The 16,405-nt window shown below is 63.7% G+C and carries 15 protein-coding genes; all 15 read right to left on the bottom strand.

The genetic code is table 11. From position 1 onward, the window contains the following. Positions 1-488: 488 nt before the first annotated feature. The 15 genes from CFB35_RS00465 to mnmG all read right to left on the bottom strand — a co-directional run bounded on the left by CFB35_RS00465 (position 489) and on the right by mnmG (position 16,205). Positions 489-2,216, bottom strand: a complete 1,728-nt coding sequence (locus tag CFB35_RS00465) for an AMP-binding protein (RefSeq protein ID WP_089464483.1) — start codon at positions 2,214-2,216, stop codon at positions 489-491. Positions 2,217-2,504: 288 nt separating this feature from the next. Continuing rightward, positions 2,505-2,930: a F0F1 ATP synthase subunit epsilon gene (locus CFB35_RS00460; protein WP_006477288.1), complete on the bottom strand. Its 426-nt coding sequence runs from the start codon at positions 2,928-2,930 to the stop codon at positions 2,505-2,507. 151 nt (positions 2,931-3,081) lie between these two features. Then, on the bottom strand, positions 3,082-4,476 hold the full coding sequence (gene atpD, locus CFB35_RS00455) for a F0F1 ATP synthase subunit beta (RefSeq protein ID WP_011350527.1): 1,395 nt from the start codon (positions 4,474-4,476) through the stop codon (positions 3,082-3,084). A 66-nt stretch (positions 4,477-4,542) separates the two neighbouring features. Continuing rightward, on the bottom strand, positions 4,543-5,418 hold the full coding sequence (gene atpG, locus CFB35_RS00450; protein WP_034209645.1) for a F0F1 ATP synthase subunit gamma: 876 nt from the start codon (positions 5,416-5,418) through the stop codon (positions 4,543-4,545). 119 nt (positions 5,419-5,537) lie between these two features. Continuing rightward, positions 5,538-7,079: a F0F1 ATP synthase subunit alpha gene (gene atpA / locus CFB35_RS00445; RefSeq protein ID WP_059580508.1), complete on the bottom strand. Its 1,542-nt coding sequence runs from the start codon at positions 7,077-7,079 to the stop codon at positions 5,538-5,540. Between the two features lie 44 nt (positions 7,080-7,123). Continuing rightward, positions 7,124-7,663: a F0F1 ATP synthase subunit delta gene (locus CFB35_RS00440; RefSeq protein WP_034188172.1), complete on the bottom strand. Its 540-nt coding sequence runs from the start codon at positions 7,661-7,663 to the stop codon at positions 7,124-7,126. Positions 7,664-7,665: 2 nt separating this feature from the next. Then, positions 7,666-8,136: a F0F1 ATP synthase subunit B gene (locus CFB35_RS00435; RefSeq protein ID WP_006477283.1), complete on the bottom strand. Its 471-nt coding sequence runs from the start codon at positions 8,134-8,136 to the stop codon at positions 7,666-7,668. Between the two features lie 129 nt (positions 8,137-8,265). Then, positions 8,266-8,535 carry a F0F1 ATP synthase subunit C gene (gene atpE / locus CFB35_RS00430; protein ID WP_006482730.1) on the bottom strand — a complete coding sequence of 90 codons (270 nt, stop codon included), beginning with the start codon at positions 8,533-8,535 and terminating at the stop codon, positions 8,266-8,268. Positions 8,536-8,610: 75 nt separating this feature from the next. Beyond that, a complete protein-coding gene (gene atpB, locus CFB35_RS00425; protein ID WP_012492242.1) occupies positions 8,611-9,462 on the bottom strand; it encodes a F0F1 ATP synthase subunit A in 852 nt (283 codons plus the stop codon). 110 nt (positions 9,463-9,572) lie between these two features. Next, a complete protein-coding gene (locus CFB35_RS00420) occupies positions 9,573-10,097 on the bottom strand; it encodes an ATP synthase subunit I (protein ID WP_059580504.1) in 525 nt (174 codons plus the stop codon). Between the two features lie 557 nt (positions 10,098-10,654). After that, positions 10,655-11,785 (bottom strand): SLC13 family permease, encoded by a 1,131-nt coding sequence (locus CFB35_RS00410; RefSeq protein WP_059580501.1) that lies wholly within the window; start codon positions 11,783-11,785, stop codon positions 10,655-10,657. Positions 11,786-11,795: 10 nt separating this feature from the next. Continuing rightward, complete coding sequence (locus CFB35_RS00405; protein ID WP_006482728.1) at positions 11,796-12,689, bottom strand: ParB/RepB/Spo0J family partition protein; 894 nt, start codon at positions 12,687-12,689, stop codon at positions 11,796-11,798. Positions 12,690-12,720: 31 nt separating this feature from the next. Beyond that, complete coding sequence (locus CFB35_RS00400) at positions 12,721-13,500, bottom strand: ParA family protein (protein ID WP_059580499.1); 780 nt, start codon at positions 13,498-13,500, stop codon at positions 12,721-12,723. Positions 13,501-13,551: 51 nt separating this feature from the next. Beyond that, positions 13,552-14,238, bottom strand: a complete 687-nt coding sequence (gene rsmG / locus CFB35_RS00395) for a 16S rRNA (guanine(527)-N(7))-methyltransferase RsmG (RefSeq protein WP_059580496.1) — start codon at positions 14,236-14,238, stop codon at positions 13,552-13,554. Beyond that, positions 14,235-16,205, bottom strand: coding sequence for a tRNA uridine-5-carboxymethylaminomethyl(34) synthesis enzyme MnmG (gene mnmG / locus CFB35_RS00390; protein WP_059580493.1), 1,971 nt, complete (start codon positions 16,203-16,205; stop codon positions 14,235-14,237). The genes rsmG and mnmG overlap by 4 nt, the downstream gene beginning before the upstream one ends. Between the last annotated feature and the right edge of the window lie 200 nt (positions 16,206-16,405).

The raw sequence follows: 16,405 nt of genomic DNA, 5'->3' as shown, positions 1-16,405 counted from the left end.
GTGAAAATCGGCAATTCATCGCGCCCGATACGTGTGAAAAACGCATCGCGCGCATACCTCGAAAACGCGGCGGAAAATATGGGTAAAAATGACCTTTTTCAGGAGCCCGAAAACAGCAAAAAATCCCGGAAAGCCTTATCTGGCGGGCGTTACAACCTGAAACACTTTGTTACCGCGACGGGTCGTTAATTCGCCCACAATGGGCCTCAACGGTTTCAACACGGATGCGGTCTCGTGTGCCAAGTGTGAGCGGACGCGAAGCGCTGCGAGCCAGTCGGTCACGTACCGAAGCCCTTCCGAGGGGCATCCCTGTTGGAGTCGTTTCCGGCCCCCGCCGGATCCGGTTTCATCTTTGGTCTCCTCGCGCTAACCCCGTAGCGTGTGGTTTTTAGCGGGCTAATAAGCCCGCTTTTTTTCGTCCATCGAAAACGCAGCGACCTGCACAGGGCGACCCGCAGGCCGCCCCGTTTTTCCCGCACCGCCCCGCTTCAAGCCGTCTTCTGCACGTCGAGCTTCAGCTCCTCGATCATCCGCTCGCGCATCACGAATTTCTGCACCTTGCCCGTCACCGTCATCGGCAGTTCGTCGACGAAGCGGATATAGCGCGGAATCTTGTAGTGCGCGATCTGGCCTTGGCAGAAGGCACGCACGTCATCCTCGGTCATCTGCTCGTCGGCGCGCAGCACGATCCACGCGCACAGCTCCTCGCCGTACTTCGCATCGGGCACGCCGAATACCTGCGCGCTCTGGATCTTCGGATGTCGAAACAGGAATTCCTCGATCTCGCGCGGATAGACGTTCTCGCCGCCGCGAATCACCATGTCCTTCAGACGGCCGACGATGTTGCAGTAGCCGTCCGCATCGAGCGTCGCGAGGTCGCCCGTGTGCATCCAGCCGTCGACCAGCACCTCGCGCGTCTTCGCGTCGTCGTCCCAATAGCCGAGCATCACCGAATAGCCCTTCGTGCACAGCTCGCCCGTCGCGCCGACCGGCACGATGTCGCCGGCCACATCGACGATCTTCACTTCGAGATGCGGCTGGATGCGGCCGACCGTCGTCGTGCGCTTCTCGAGCGGATCGTCGGTCGAGCTCTGGAACGACACCGGGCTCGTTTCCGTCATTCCGTACGCAATCGTGATCTCCGACAGATGCATCTGCGACACGACGCGCTTCATCGTCTCGATCGGGCACGGCGAGCCGGCCATGATCCCGGTGCGCAGTGTCGACAGGTCGAATCTGGCGAACTCCGGATGGTCGAGCTCCGCGATGAACATCGTCGGCACGCCGTGCAGCGCGGTGCAGCGTTCCTCGGCCACCGCCGCGAGCGTCGCGACCGGGTCGAACGCCTCGCCGGGGAATACCATCGCGGCGCCCGTCGACACGCAGGCGAGCACGGCCAGCACCATCCCGAAGCAGTGATAGAGCGGCACGGGGATGCAGAGCGAATCCTGTTCGGTGAAGCGCATCGCCATCGCGATCGAGCGCGCATTGTTGACGACGTTGCGGTGCGTGAGCGTCGCGCCCTTCGGGCTGCCGGTCGTGCCGCTCGTGAACTGGATGTTGATCGGATCGCTGGCCGAGAGCGTTGCGCCGAGCGCGTCGAGCAGCGCGGGATCGACGGCCTGGCGGCCGCGCGCCATCACGTCCGCGAAGCGGAACATGCCGGCCGGCGCCACGTCGCCCATCGACACGATCGTGCGCAGGCTCGGCACGCGCGCCGCGTGCAGGTCGCCCGGCGTCGCGGTCGCGAGCTCCGGCGCGAGGGTCTGCAGCATCTCGACGTACGCGGAGCTCTTGAAGCGCTCGGCCGCGATCACGGCCTTGCAGCCGACCTTGTTCAGCGCGTATTCGAGTTCCGACAGCCGGTAGGCCGGGTTGATGTTGACGAGCACCGCGCCGATCCGCGCGGTCGCGAACTGCGTGAGCAGCCATTCGCTGCGGTTCGGCGACCAGATGCCGACGCAGTCACCCTTCACGATCCCGAGCGCGGCGAGGCCCGCTGCCAGCACGTCGACCTCGTTCGCGAACGCGCGCCAGGTCCAGCGCACCTGCTGCTCGCGGAACACGACGGCCGGACGGTCGGGAAAGCGGCCAGCCGTGTCGAGCAGAAACCGGCCGATCGTCGCGTCGGATAGCGGCACGTCGGTCGCGCCGCGCACGTACGACAAGCCGTTCTCGGGCGCGATCAGCGCCCCCTTGCCAAGGTCTGCTGCCATCGATGTCTCCGTCCGTTCTTGTCTGATCGGCCCGCGCGCGCCTGCTGCGCGCGCCTTCGCCGCAACGATCGCGACGGCGGGCCTCACCGCGGATGATGCCGCGCTCCGCTGACGATACTTTGACATCGAATCGCGACGGGCGGTTGAAATAGCACGACCGGACGGAATGATCGGACCCGCAAAACTCCGACGAAATGCGGGCGAAGCGCGAACGGAACGCGGGCGAAACCGCGGGCGAAAAAAAAGCAGCCCGAAGGCTGCTTTCTTTCGCGGGATACGCGGCGCGGCTCAGTGCCGGCTGCGAATCTTCGCCAGACGCTGGATCGCCTCGAGCTGCGCCATCGCGGTCGCGAGCTCGGATTGCGCTTTCGCGAGGTCGAGATCCGACTTCGCGTTCTGCAGCGTTTCCTCGGCACGCTTGCGCGCTTCCTCGGCTTTCGCCGCGTCGAGGTCCTTGCCGCGGATCGCGGTATCGGCGAGCACCGTCACGGCGCCCGGCTGCACTTCGAGAATGCCGCCCGCGACGAACACGAATTCGTCGTTGCCGCCCTCGACTTCGATGCGCACCGCACCCGGACGAATCCGGGTGATCAGCGGCGTGTGGCCCGGCAGAATACCCAGCTCACCCGTTTCGCCCGGCAGCGCGACGAATTTCGCCTCGCCCGAGAAGATCTGCTCTTCCGCGCTGACGACGTCTACTTTGATGGTTGCCATATCGACTCCTGTCGATCGGAGCGGGCACTTGCGCGCCTGCGCCGATCCCATGCACGGCGGATTGAGCGTATTGCGGTCGGCGCGACCCGCCGGGATTATCAGTCCGACTGTTAATCCCGACTAGCACGCGCCGTGCGACTCACTCGAACCCTTACGAGATCTTCTTGGCCTTTTCGAAGGCTTCGTCGATCGTGCCGACCATGTAGAACGCCTGTTCCGGCAGGTGGTCGCACTCGCCGTCGACGATCATCTTGAAGCCACGGATCGTTTCCTTCAGCGGCACGTACTTGCCCGGCGAGCCCGTGAACACTTCAGCGACGTGGAACGGCTGCGACAGGAAACGCTGGATCTTGCGCGCACGTGCGACCGACAGCTTGTCTTCCGGCGACAGTTCGTCCATGCCCAGAATCGCGATGATGTCGCGCAGTTCCTTGTAGCGCTGCAGCGTCTGCTGAACGCGACGGGTGATCGAGTAGTGCTCTTCACCGATCACGTTCGGGTCGATCTGGCGCGACGTCGAGTCGAGCGGGTCGACCGCCGGGTAGATACCCAGCGAAGCGATGTCACGCGACAGAACGACGGTTGCGTCCAGGTGGCCGAAGGTGGTCGCCGGCGACGGGTCGGTCAAGTCGTCCGCAGGGACGTACACGGCCTGAACCGACGTAATCGAGCCCTTCTTGGTCGACGTGATGCGCTCTTGCAGCTTGCCCATTTCTTCAGCCAGCGTCGGCTGATAGCCCACTGCCGACGGCATACGGCCGAGCAGTGCCGACACTTCGGTACCGGCCAGCGTGAAACGGTAGATGTTGTCGACGAAGAACAGCACGTCGAGGCCTTCGTCACGGAAGTGCTCGGCCATCGTCAGGCCGGTCAGCGCGACGCGCAGACGGTTGCCCGGCGGCTCGTTCATCTGGCCGTACACCAGCGCGACCTTGTCGAGAACGTTCGAGTCCTTCATTTCGTGGTAGAAGTCGTTCCCTTCACGGGTCCGCTCGCCCACGCCCGCGAACACGGAGTAACCGCCGTGTTCCTTCGCGATGTTGTTGATGAGCTCCATCATGTTGACGGTCTTGCCCACGCCTGCACCGCCGAACAGGCCAACCTTGCCGCCCTTCGCGAACGGGCAGATCAGGTCGATGACCTTGATACCCGTTTCGAGCAGTTCGGTCGACGGCGACAGTTCGTCGAACGCCGGTGCCTTCTGGTGGATCGAACGCGTCGTTTCGCTTTCGATCGGGCCGGCTTCGTCGATCGGACGGCCGAGCACGTCCATGATACGACCGAGGGTCGGCTTGCCGACCGGCACCGAGATCGGCTTCGCCGTGTTCTTCACGGTCAGGCCGCGGCGCAGGCCGTCGGATGCACCCAGACAAATGGTACGGACCACGCCGTCACCCAGCTGCTGCTGGACTTCGAGCGTCAGTTCCGAGCCATCGAGAATGAGCGCGTCGTAGATCTTCGGCATGCTGTCGCGCGGGAATTCCACGTCGATAACGGCGCCGATGCACTGTACGATCTTGCCTTCTACCAAAGCAGCAGTACTCATCGCTTTTCCTTTAAATACCTGATTCTTTACTCGCGCAAAGGCGCAGTTGTCGTCCCGGGCGCGCGCTTAAACAGCGGCTGCGCCGCCGACGATCTCCGACAGTTCTTTCGTGATCGCGGCCTGACGGCTCTTGTTGTATACGAGCTGCAGTTCGCTGATCACCGTCTTCGCGTTGTCGGACGCGGCCTTCATCGCGACCATGCGCGCCGATTGCTCGGACGCCATGTTTTCCGCGACGGCCTGGTACACCAGCGCCTCGACGTAACGCACGAGCAGTTCGTCGACGACTGCCTGCGCGTCCGGCTCGTAGATGTAATCCCACGACGTCGCCGGCGTACCGTCATCGGCTTCGAAGTGTTCCGACGACAGCGGCAGCAGCTGCTCGATCACGGCTTCCTGCTTCATCGTGTTGACGAAGCGCGTGTAAGCGATATAAACCGCCGACAGCTTGCCTTCCGAGTACAGATCGAGCTGCGTCTTCACGGCGCCGATCAGCTTGTCCAGGTGCGGGGTGTCGCCGAGGTGCACGACCTGCGACATCACCTTCGCGCCGAAGCGGTTCAGGAACCCGAGGCCCTTGCCGCCGATCGCGGTGGCTTCGACCTTCTGGCCCTTCTCTTCCAGCTCCTTGAACTTCTGCACCGTCGCACGCAGCACGTTGGTGTTCAGACCACCGCACAGACCCTTGTCCGTCGTGACGAGGATGATGCCGGCCGTCTGCGCGCCGTCGTTCGCCACCATGAACGGGTGGCGGTACTCCGGGTTCGCACGGCTCATGTGCGCGGCGATGGCACGGACCTTGTCCGCATACGGACGAGCGGCGCGCATGCGTTCCTGCGCGCGACGCATCTTCGATGCAGCCACCATCTCCATCGCCTTCGTGATCTTGCGCGTGTTCTGCACGCTCTTGATCTTGCCGCGAATTTCCTTCATTCCAGCCATAGCTTGCTCCTTTGCGCCCCGAATTAGCGCTTTAGCGCTTTACTCGGGGCTCATGCATCGCTCACCGAAGCGGCGCGGGCGCATCAGCACCCACGCGGCCTCCGTGTGTCACTCGCGGATCAATAGGCACCGGACTTCTTGAAGGCTTCGATCGCCGCGCGCAGCGCGCCTTCGTCGTCCTTCGAGAGATCCTTGGTGTCTTCGATACGCTTGATGAGGTCAGCGTGGCTGGTCTTCAGGTTGTCGCGCAGGCCCTTCTCGAACGGCAGCACTTGCTTGACGTCGAGATCGTCGAGGTAGCCGTTGTTCGCGGCGTACAGCGACACGGCCAGTTCCCAGACCTGCAGCGGCTGGTACTGCGGCTGCTTCAGCAGTTCCGTCACGCGGCGGCCGCGCTCGAGCTGCTTGCGGGTCGCTTCGTCGAGGTCCGATGCGAACTGCGCGAATGCAGCCAGTTCACGGTACTGCGCGAGGTCGGTACGGATACCGCCCGACAGCTTCTTCACGACCTTCGTCTGAGCGGCGCCGCCGACGCGCGACACCGACACGCCGGCGTTGATTGCCGGGCGGATGCCTGCGTTGAACAGGTCGGTTTCCAGGAAGATCTGGCCGTCGGTAATCGAGATCACGTTCGTCGGAACGAACGCGGTCACGTCGCCTGCCTGCGTTTCGATGACCGGCAGTGCCGTCAGCGAGCCGCTCTTGCCCTTCACTTCGCCGTTCGTGAACTTCTCGACGTACTCTTCCGACACGCGAGCCGCACGCTCGAGCAGACGCGAGTGCAGATAGAACACGTCGCCCGGGTACGCTTCACGGCCCGGCGGGCGGCGCAGCAGCAGCGAGATCTGACGGTATGCCCAGGCCTGCTTGGTCAAGTCGTCATAGATGATCAGCGCGTCTTGGCCGCGGTCGCGGAAGTATTCGCCCATCGTGCAGCCGGCGTACGGTGCCAGGTACTGCATCGCGGCCGAATCCGACGCCGAAGCGGCGACGACGATCGTGTATTCCAGCGCGCCCGTTTCCTCGAGCTTGCGCACCACGTTCATGATCGACGAAGCCTTCTGGCCGATCGCGACGTAGATACAGATCAGGTCCTTGCCCTTCTGGTTGATGATCGCGTCGAGCGCCACCGCGGTCTTGCCGCACTGACGGTCGCCGATGATCAGCTCACGCTGGCCACGGCCGATCGGCACCATCGCGTCGATCGACTTGATGCCCGTCTGCACCGGCTGCGACACCGACTTGCGCCAGATCACGCCCGGGGCGATCTTTTCGATCGCGTCGGTCAGCTTCGCGTTGACCGGACCCTTGCCGTCGATCGGGTTGCCGAGCGCGTCGACCACGCGGCCGACGAGTTCCGGGCCGACCGGGACTTCGAGAATGCGGCCCGTCGTCTTGACGATGTCGCCTTCCGAGATGTGTTCGTATTCGCCGAGAATCACCGCGCCGACCGAGTCGCGCTCGAGGTTCAGCGCGAGACCGAACGTGTTGCCCGGAAACTCGAGCATTTCGCCCTGCATCACGTCCGACAGGCCGTGGATACGCACGATACCGTCGGTCACGGAGATCACGGTGCCCTGGTTGCGAACGTCTGCGCTCGCTTCAAGGCCCTGGATCCGGCTCTTGATCAGCTCGCTGATCTCAGAGGGATTGAGTTGCATTATTCGCTCCTGATAGTCAATTCTGTTGCGTGCCGGCGTGGCGCTCAGGCGGTCAAGGCAGCCTGCATCGATGCGAGGCGCGCGCGAACCGAGGTGTCGAGCACTTCGTCGCCGACCGTCACGCGCACGCCGCCGATCAGCGACGAATCGACTTCGACCGTCGGTTTCAGCTTGCGCTTGAACTTGCGTTCGAGGCCCGAGACGAGACTGTCGAGATCCGCGCCGTTCAGCGGGAACGCGCTCACGATCTCGGCGTCGGCTGCGCCTTCACGTTCGTTCTTGAGCGCCTCGAACTGCTCGGCAATTTCCGGCAGCAGCGCGATGCGATGATTGTCGACCAGCATCTGCACGAAGTTCTTCGCTTCGGCGCCGGCCGCGAGCGGCGACTTCACCGCAGCAAGCAGCAGCTCGGCTACTTGCGTGCGCGTCACCTTCGGGCTCGACGCGACCGACAGCACTTCCGGCAGACGCGCAACCTGGGCCAGCTCTTGCACGAGCGTGGACCAGGCGGCGATGTCACCGCCCTCGGCCACGCGGAACAGCGCTTCTGCGTAAGGGCGGGCGATGGTTGCAAGTTCGGCCATGATCAGAGCTCGGCTTTCAGTTGATTCAGCAGTTGGGCGTGGGCCGTTTGATCGACTTCGCGCTTCAGGATCTGCTCGGCGCCCTTCACGGCCAGCGCGGCGACTTCGCCACGCAGCGCTTCGCGCGCCTTCACGATTTGCTGTTCTGCTTCCGCCTTCGCCTGGGCGACGATGCGGGCGGCTTCAGCCTGGGCGTTGGCCTTGATTTCCTCGGCGACCGCCTGCGCACGCTTCTCAGCGTCGGCGATGCGCTGCTGGCCGTCGTTGCGGGCCTGCGCGAGTTCCTGGTCCACGCGCTTGTGCGCTGCGTCGAGTTCCGCCTTGCCCTTCTCCGCGGCGGCGAGGCCGTCGGCGATCTTCTTCGAACGTTCGTCGAGGGCGTTGATCAACGGCGGCCACACGAATTTCATCGTGAACCACGCGAGGACCAGGAACACGACCATTTGCGCAAACAGAGTTGCGTTGAGATTCACGGTGTTTCCTTATCTGCTATTCCGGAAAAATGAAACGGTAAGGCGCTCATCGAGTTGCATTCGATCAGCGCCCCAAGTCTCCGTTCCGCCCTGCGCCGGCTCACGCCGGACGCATATTTCCGAGGAACCTTAGCCTGCGAGCTTCGACAGGAGCGGGTTCGCGAACGCGAACAGCATTGCGACACCCACGCCGATCAGGAATGCAGCGTCGATCAGACCAGCCAGCAGGAACATCTTCGTTTGCAGCGGGTTGATGAGTTCCGGCTGACGTGCGCAGGCTTCGATGTACTTGCCACCCATCAGCGCGATACCGATACAGGCGCCGATTGCACCCAGGCCGATGATGATGCCGATACCGATGGCGGTCAGACCCTGGATGTTGGCGATGTAAGCTTGCATGATCACTCCTTTGTGAAAAGACTTGGAACTGAGATTTAAAAAACTAAAACGAAGACTCTTTGTTGCACGCCGCGCTTAGTGCTTGTCGTGCGCCTGGCCGAGATACACCAGCGTCAGCATCATGAAAATGAATGCCTGCAACAGAACAATCAGGATGTGGAAGATTGCCCAGACGCTACCCGCGATCACGTGACCAACGAAGCCGAGGAACGTTGCGTCGCCACCGAAGCTCCACATGCTGCCGAGCAGGGCGATCAACAGGAACAACAGCTCACCCGCGTACATGTTGCCGAACAGCCGCATACCGAGGGAGACGGTCTTTGCGAGATATTCGACGATGTTGAGCGCGAGGTTAGGGATCCACAGCAGCGGGTGGGCGCCGAACGGGGCCGACAGCAGCTCATGCACAAAGCCGCCCGCGCCCTTGATCTTGATGCTGTAGTAGATCATCAGGACGAACACGCCGAGCGCGATGCCGAGCGTGCCGTTCAGGTCGGCCGTCGGGACGATGCGATGGTGGGAAATCACGTCCGACAGACCGAGCAGGCCGATCACGCGGCCCGGCAGGTCGACCGGGAGGAAGTCGAGGGAGTTCATCAGCGCGACCCACACGAACACCGTGAGGGCGAGCGGCGCGATGAAGGTGCGATTGCCGTGGACGATGGCCTTCGACTGGTCTTCGACCATTTCGACGAGCATCTCGATCGCGCACTGGAAGCGGCCCGGCACGCCCGAGGTCGCCTTGCGGGCGGCAAGACGCAGCAGGACGATCGTCACGATGCCGCATACGATCGACCAGAACAGCGTGTCGAGATTCCAGACGTGGATATCGAAAATCGACGTCTGATGCGAGGTGGAGAAATTCTGCAAGTGGTGCGCAATGTACTCGGACGGATCCGGACCGCGCGTGCCTTCGCTAGCTGCCATATCGTTAATGCCACCCAAATTGTCGAAAATCGTTTTGCCCCGTTCCGCAACACGCTATTGCGGGAACGGGCCGGTGCGGTTCGTTGTCGAAACCGCACGCTGCTTGTTCCTTACCGCCAGGCCAGCGCGATCCAGTACGTCTTCAGCACGACGAGGTACGTGACGAGGAACGGCACCCAGTGCACGCCGGCCCAGCCGAACGCCACCGCGGTGAACATTCCGATCGTCAGAGCGAGCTTCAGGGCTTCGCCCATCACCCAGCTCATCACGGTGGCCGAGCCACCTGCCTTCAGTCGTGCCACGAATACCGCACTGGGTACCCAGCCGATCGCTCCGCCCAAAAACGCGGATTGCGCAGCGGCGCCCGGCGACTTCGAAAACAGCCACCACGCCAGCGTTGCAACCAGGGACAGGACCACTTGCGCGAATACCACCTTGTAGGGGGTCACGCGCGAGGGCTTGCTCACGTTCGGGCCGAACAGCCTTTCGGCCTCTGCCCGCGTCAGCGGAACGATGTTGTTATCTTGCTGCTCGACATCCCAGTCATCGTCGGGTTCACGCCGCTCGCCGGCCGCCGAAGCGGTGCGTTGCGTGCGCTGATCATCGTGCCTGTCGTCCGGCGCCTGACCCGCCATCGCAATCTTCCGCTGAAATCCCTGAACCCGACCCCAAGCTTTCTGAAAGCTTTCAGGGGTGCCTAGCTAACAAATCCGGGCGATTGTAAGCGATAGTTGCAAGTGATTCAAGGCTTTAGACGCGACAAAAACCTGCATAAAACGACGCCTCATGATGTGAAAAAACATGCGATTCGGCGACGTACGATGACAGTTGTAAGGTCGGTTTTCCGCACCGGTATTTCTTGCGCGAAAAAGTCAGGTGACGGGGGAAACGGCGGGAAACGATACCCGATACGGGCCAGGACGAAGCGGCGCGATTGCCGTCGGGAATTCGCTGCAACGCAGCCGGCGGAAACGATTCGCCCCGATGCTCGGGAACAAGCAAGACGCCGCGGCCCAACCATCGCGCCCGCGCGCGAAATTCGACAGGATGTTCACGCAGCGATTCATCCGGTCAGTTGTCGCGCCGCCACAGATGTTCGACTGTGGATGGCGGCACTTATCAACAACCGTTGATCAGCGTGAATGCCGTGCGCCCAACCCGTCGCTCGAACGGCTTCCCTGCGCCGCCCCGTTCAACCGTGCACGAGCAGCCACGCGCCGAGCGCCGCGCTCACCAGCGCGAACGGAATCGACACGAGGTGGAACGGCAGCCACATGCGCGGCTCCTTCGCGAGACGCACCGCGATCAGGTTCGCGAGCGAACCGATCGCGAACCCGAAGCCGCCGACCGATACGCCGAATGCAAGCGCGCGCCAGTCGTGCGTGAACTCCGACAGCAGGATCGCGGCCGGTACGTTGCTGATCACCTGTGACAGCACGGCGCCGGCCGCATAGACGCGCAGCGGCGAATCGAGTTGCGCGTGCGCGATCGCGTCGTGCACGACGGGCAGCGCGGCCGCGCTGCGCAACACGACGAACATCAGCACGAAGATCAGCAGCAGAAGCCAGTCGATCTTCAGGACTGCGTCGCGTTTGACGGCAAGCAGCACGACGGCGACGCCGACGAGGCCCGGCAGCAGATGATGCGCATCGGCGAGCAGCACGAACGCGGCGAACAGCACGGCCGCGATCAGCGCCTGCATGCGCTGGACGGGAAGCGCAACGGCGTCGCCGGACAGGTCGAGCGGCTTCGCGCGGAACATCAATGCGGTCAGCGCGAGCAGCAGCGCCATCAGCGCGAGGGCGAGCGGGCCGAGCGTGACCACGAAACGGCCGAACGACACGCCGCTCAATTGCCACAGGAAAAGATTCTGCGGATTGCCGAGCGGTGTCGCGACGGACCCCGCGTTGACAGCCAGCGCGACGACGATCACGAGCCGCCGGAACGGCAGCGGCGTCAGCGCGCGCAGCGATACCATCAACGGCACGACGACGAACAGCGCGACGTCGTTGGTGAGCCACATCGACAGCACCGCGGCGAAGCCGACGAGCAGCATCGCGAGCCCGCGTTCGGAATGCACGTGATGCACGATGCGATGCGCGAGCCACATCAGGCAGCCGGACAGCTCGAGCGCCTTGGTCAGCATCAGCAGGCCCGCGAGTGTCGCGACCGTCTGCCAGTCGACACGATCCGCGAGCACCGAAAATGGTTGCGGACGCACCCATTGCAGCACGATCAGGCCAAGCGCAAGCACCGACAGTACCGGTTCCTGCGCAAGCCAGCCGAGCCACCGGCGCGGCGCCGGTGCACCCTTTTGCGTCATGGGTTGCCCGTTACTCTTCGGTCGCGACGTTGCCGCGCAGACGCGCGAGAATGCCCTCGAGCGCGTCCAGGTTGCCGAAGTCGATCAGCACCTGCCCTCGCCCGCGGCGGCCGAGCTTGATCTTCACCGTCGACGCGAGCAGGTCGGACAACTCCTCTTCGAGGCGACGCGTATCGCGGCCGCCATCGTCCTTCGCGCGCGCCTTCACGGCCGGTGCTTCCTTCGTCGTGTGCGCGACGAGCTTCTCGGTCTCGCGCACCGACATGCGCTTGTTGACCACCTGATGCGCGAGCGTGATCTGCGTGGCCGCGTCGACGGCCAGCAGCGCGCGCGCGTGCCCCATGTCGAGATCGCCGGCCAGCAGCATCGTCTGCACCGGCGACGCGAGGTTCAGCAGGCGCAGCAGGTTCGACACCGCGCTGCGCGAACGGCCGACCGATTCGGCCGCCTGTTCGTGCGTGAAACCGAACTCGTCGAGCAGGCGCTGGATGCCGTGCGCTTCTTCGAGCGGATTCAGGTCCTCGCGCTGGATGTTCTCGATCAGCGCCATCGCGGCGGCAGCCTGATCGGATACGTCCTTCACGAGCACCGGCACTTCGTCGAGGCCGGCCAGGCGCGCCGCGCGGAAACGCCGCTCGCCCGCGATGATCTCGTATTTGTCTGATGAAATAGGCCGTACCAGGATCGGCTGCATGACGCCCTGGGCGCGAATGCTTGCCGCCAGCTCCTGCAGGCTGCCCTCGTCCATCCGCGTGCGCGGCTGGTACTTGCCGGCTTGCAGCTTGCCGAGCGCGAGCGTGTTCGGTGCCCCTTCGATCTTCACCGCTTCGGTGATATCGGCACTGCCGCCGAGCAGCGCTTCGAGGCCACGTCCCAAGCCCTTCTTCTTTGGTACCGCGTTCATGTCTTTCTTCCTCGCTTCGCTCATGTCCGGATCACGACACCTCGAACGCGCGCACGCGCTCGATCATCTCGGCACCGAATTGGAGATACGCCTGCGCACCGCGCGAGCTGCGGTCGAACACGACGCCCGGCAACCCGTAACTCGGCGCTTCCGCCAGGCGCACATTGCGCGGAATCACCACGTCGAACACCTTGTCGCCGAAGTGCGCTTTCAGTTGATCGGAGACTTGCTGCTGCAGCGTGATGCGCGGATCGAACATCACGCGCAGCAAGCCGATGATCTTCAGGTCGCGGTTCATGTTCGCGTGAACCTGCTTGATCGTGTTGACGAGGTCCGACAACCCTTCCAGTGCGAAGTACTCGCATTGCATCGGGATCACGACGCCATGCGCCGCGCACAGGCCGTTCAGCGTCAACAGCGACAGCGTCGGCGGGCAATCGATCAGGACGAAATCGTAGTCGTCGGCGACGCGCTCAAGCGCGGCCTTCAGGCGGCGCTCGCGATTGTCGATGCTGATCAGTTCGATCTCGGCGCCGGACAGCTCGCGGTTCGCGGGGAGCACGTCATAGGTGACGCCTTCCGGACGCACGCGCGCGTCGGTCACCGACACGCCGTCGACCAGCACTTCGTACACGGTCGCTTCGCAGGCGGCCTTGTCGATCCCGCTGCCCATCGTCGCGTTGCCCTGCGGGTCGAGATCGATCAACAGGACGCGTTGCTCCTGCGCTGCAAGGCTTGCGGCGAGATTGACCGATGTCGTCGTCTTGCCGACGCCCCCCTTCTGGTTCGCAACGCAGAAGATCTTTGCCATCGTTGGTGTGTTCCCTTTACCTTCAAACAAACGGCGCGCTACCGCGCGCCTTCAATTCGCGTCGTCGACGGCCACTTCGAACAAATGCCGCTCCGCATCGAGCATCGGTACCGCCAGCCGGATCGTCTGCTTGACGCGGCTGCCTTCCGGCAACCGCGCAATCTCGTCGTCCGGGTGAACGCCCTTCATCGCCCAGATCGATCCGCCCGGCGCGACCAGATGACGAGCAAGTTTAACGAAGTCGGACAGATCCGCGAAAGCGCGGGATACGATGATGTCGAATTTTTCCGGCACTTCGCCCCCCGGCCGCAGCGATTCGACACGGCCGGTCACGACCGACAGGTTCGCGAGCTTCAGCTCCGCGCGCATCTGCGTCTGGAAGGCCGACTTCTTCTGCACGATATCGTTCAGCGTGACCTGCCAGCCCGGCTCGACGATCGCCAGCACGATACCGGGCAGCCCCCCGCCCGAGCCGACGTCGAGCACACGCGCCGACGCACGACCACGCAGATGCGGGATGATGGAAAGCGAATCGAGGATATGCTGGATCAGCATCTGCTTCGGGTCGCGGATCGCGGTCAGGTTGTAGACCGCGTTCCACTTGCCGAGCAGCGCGACATAGTCGAGTAGTTGGTCGCGCTGCGTATCCGTCAGCGTGAGGTCCAGTGCCGCCGTACCGTCGACGAGCATCTGTTCCAGTACGTCCCGATTAACCGCCGGCGCGCGACGCGCCGTCATCGTTGTGTCGGGACGGTGCCGTCCCCCTGCTCCGCGGCCTCTGCGGCCATGCCGTTACGGCGGCCCAGGCCGCGACGCTTCAGGTGCACCATCAGCAGCGAGATCGCTGCCGGCGTGACGCCCGAGATACGCGACGCCTGCCCGATCGTTTCCGGCCGGAACTCGTTGAGCTTCTGGCTGACCTCGAACGACAAACCACGGACCTTGCGATAATCGATACCGTCCGGCAGGCGTGTGTTCTCGTTCGCGTCGTTGCGTTCGATCTCGGATGCCTGGCGCTCGATATAGCCCTGATACTTGATGCCGATCTCGACCTGCTCCTTGATCTGTTCGAGCAGCACCGGGTCGTCCGTCAGCGGCTCCGCGGGGCCACACTCTCCGCCCTTCAGCCCGCACACACCGTCGTAGCTGACACCCGGGCGACGCAGCAGCTCCGCGAGGCTGTATTCGTGGTCGATTGCCTTGCCGAGCAACGCCGTCGCTTCTTCCGCCGGCAGCGTCTTCGGCGTGACCCACGTCGACTTCAGGCGTTCGGTTTCACGTGAAACAGCGTCGCGTTTCCGGCTGAAAGCGTCCCAGCGGACGTCGTCGACCAGCCCAAGCTCGCGGCCAATCTCGGTCAAGCGCATGTCGGCATTGTCTTCACGCAGGCTCAGGCGATATTCGGCCCGGCTCGTGAACATCCGGTACGGCTCGGCCACGCCGCGCGTGACGAGATCGTCGACCAGCACGCCCAGATAGGCCTGGTCGCGACGCGGGCACCACGCGTCCTTCTCCTGCACATAGCGGCCCGCATTGAGGCCGGCCAGCAAGCCCTGCGCAGCCGCTTCTTCGTAGCCCGTCGTACCGTTGATCTGGCCCGCAAAGAACAGCCCGTTGATCGCCTTCGTTTCGAGCGACGCCTTCAGCGCACGCGGGTCGAAGTAGTCGTATTCGATCGCGTAACCGGGGCGCAGGATATGCGCGTTCTCCAGGCCGCGCATCGAATGCACGAGCTCGAGCTGGACGTCGAACGGTAGGCTCGTCGAGATTCCGTTCGGATAGAACTCGTTGGTCGTCAGCCCTTCCGGCTCCAGGAAGATCTGGTGAGATTCCTTCGACGCGAACCGGTGGATCTTGTCTTCGATCGACGGGCAATAGCGCGGGCCCACGCCTTCGATCACGCCTGTATACATGGGCGACCGGTCGAGACCGCCGCGAATGATGTCGTGCGTGCGCTCGTTCGTATGCGTGACCCAGCACGGCAACTGCCGCGGATGCTGCTCCGCGCGGCCCAGGAATGAGAACACGGGGATCGGATCGAGGTCGCCCGGCTGCTCGTCGAGCTTCGAGAAGTCGATCGTGCGGCCGTCGATACGCGGCGGCGTACCGGTCTTCAAGCGGCCCTGCGGCAGCTTCAGTTCCTTCAGGCGCGACGACAGCGACACGGCCGCCGGATCGCCCGCGCGACCGCCCGTGTAGTTGTTCAGCCCGACGTGGATCTTGCCGTCGAGGAACGTGCCAGCCGTCAGCACGACCGCGCGCGCGCGGAAACGGATGCCGATCTGCGTGACGGCGCCGACCACGCGGTCGCCTTCGACCATCAGGTCGTCGACGGCCTGCTGGAACAGCCACAGGTTCGGTTGATTTTCGAGCCGGTGGCGGATCGCGGCCTTGTACAGGATGCGGTCGGCCTGCGCACGCGTCGCGCGCACGGCCGGGCCCTTCGATGAATTGAGGATCCGGAACTGAATACCGCTTTCGTCCGTCGCGGCGGCCATCGCGCCGCCCAGCGCGTCGACTTCCTTGACCAGATGGCCCTTGCCAATGCCGCCGATCGACGGATTGCAGCTCATCTGCCCGAGCGTTTCGATGTTGTGGGTCAGCAGCAAGGTCTTCGCGCCCATGCGGGCGGACGCCAGCGCGGCTTCCGTGCCGGCATGACCGCCACCGACGACGATGACGTCAAATTCTGTGGGAAAAAGCATGGTGGATTCCGCACGCAGAGCTGCGCACGAACCTATCAGAGAAATGTATGGGCCGAATTATAGCGGGTTCGCTTTTCCCCCGAAGGCCGTCCGAATGGTAGGGTCTGTGCATTTCGGCGATTTTTTCGCTGGGGGCGGGCGAATTTGTCGTGGCGGGCCTGCTTCGGCGGTGTGACGCGTGGTTCGACACACGTTGTCGT

This window comes from Burkholderia sp. AU16482, from assembly GCF_002223285.1.
Lineage (GTDB): Bacteria > Pseudomonadota > Gammaproteobacteria > Burkholderiales > Burkholderiaceae > Burkholderia > Burkholderia semiarida.
Note: the sequence above shows the minus strand (reverse complement) of the source record. Positions and strands in the feature narration are given on the sequence as shown.